Origin of the sequence: Terribium retamae, from assembly GCF_022347545.1 — a bacterium.
Taxonomy (GTDB): domain Bacteria; phylum Pseudomonadota; class Alphaproteobacteria; order Rhizobiales; family Rhizobiaceae; genus Mesorhizobium; species Mesorhizobium retamae.
Genome location: NZ_JAKREW010000120.1, coordinates 1 through 1044 on the forward strand (window position 1 = coordinate 1; position 1044 = coordinate 1044).

Here is a 1044-nt window from a genome sequence, read left to right on the forward strand (position 1 = left end):
TGTTTAGTCCCGGCATTTGCTGGAGCGGATTGAGAGTGAAGCGCTTGGGCTGGGAAGCCCATGCCTTGCAGATGAACTCGTAGGGCGTGAGGCCTTTGAGGGTCTTCAGCCTGCGGCCGAAGTTGTAGGCTGCGACGAAGTCGGCAAGGTGCCGACGTAGTTGGTCGTGATCGTCGTAGTGGAACCGCTTGACGGTTGCGTCCTTGATGGTGCGGTTCATGCGCTCGACCTGGCCGTTGGTCCATGGATGCTTTGGCTTTGTGGTTCGATGTTCGATGTCGTTCTTGGCACAGGTGTATTCGAAGGCATGAGCTCGGAATATCTCGCCATTTGCGATCGCTTCCCTGATCAGCGGAACGGCCGAACCGCCAGCGCCTGGCGTGGTGAACTGGATGCCGTTGTCAGTGAGAACGGTGTGGATCCTGTAGGGGACGGCCGCGATCAGGCGTAGCAGAAACTCTTTGGAAATGGCTGTCGGAGCCTTCTCGTGCAGTTCGACGAAGGCGAACTTCGAGGTCCGGTCGATGGCGACGAACATGTGTAGCTTGCCCTGTTCGGTTCGGACCTCCGCGATATCGATATGGAAGAAGCCGATCGGATAGGCCTTGAACTTCTTCTTCGCCGGCCTGTCGCCCTCGACATCCGGCAATCGGCCGATGCCGTGGCGCTGCAGACAACGGTGCAATGAAGAGCGCGTCAGATGCGGGATCGTCGGCTGCAACGCGTAGAGGCAATCGTCGAGCGGCAGCAGCGTATAGCGGCGGAAGGCGACAATAACGGCCTCTTCCTCGACAGACAGAACCGTTGATCTCGGCTCCCTGGGGCCGGTGGGCAGATCGGCGGTCGAACTCCGCTTCTTCCACTTCGCGACTGTTTTGGGATTGATGCCATAGCGCTTCGAAAGCGCCCTCAGGCTCGCTTGACTATGTTGTATCGCTCGACGGATCGCCTCTGTCGTTGTGGCGCTCCCATGCAGAACCTGGCCCATAGCGCATCCTTTGATTCGGACGACAATGATGAACCATCAAAGCCTGGGATCAAACA

At 58.3% G+C, this 1044-nt stretch carries 1 protein-coding gene; it reads right to left on the reverse strand.

Annotated features, from left to right (window positions below):
- A partial coding sequence (locus L4923_RS30815; protein WP_239370885.1) for an IS481 family transposase occupies positions 1–988 on the reverse strand: 988 nt, incomplete at its 3' end.
- Between the last annotated feature and the right edge of the window lie 56 nt (positions 989–1044).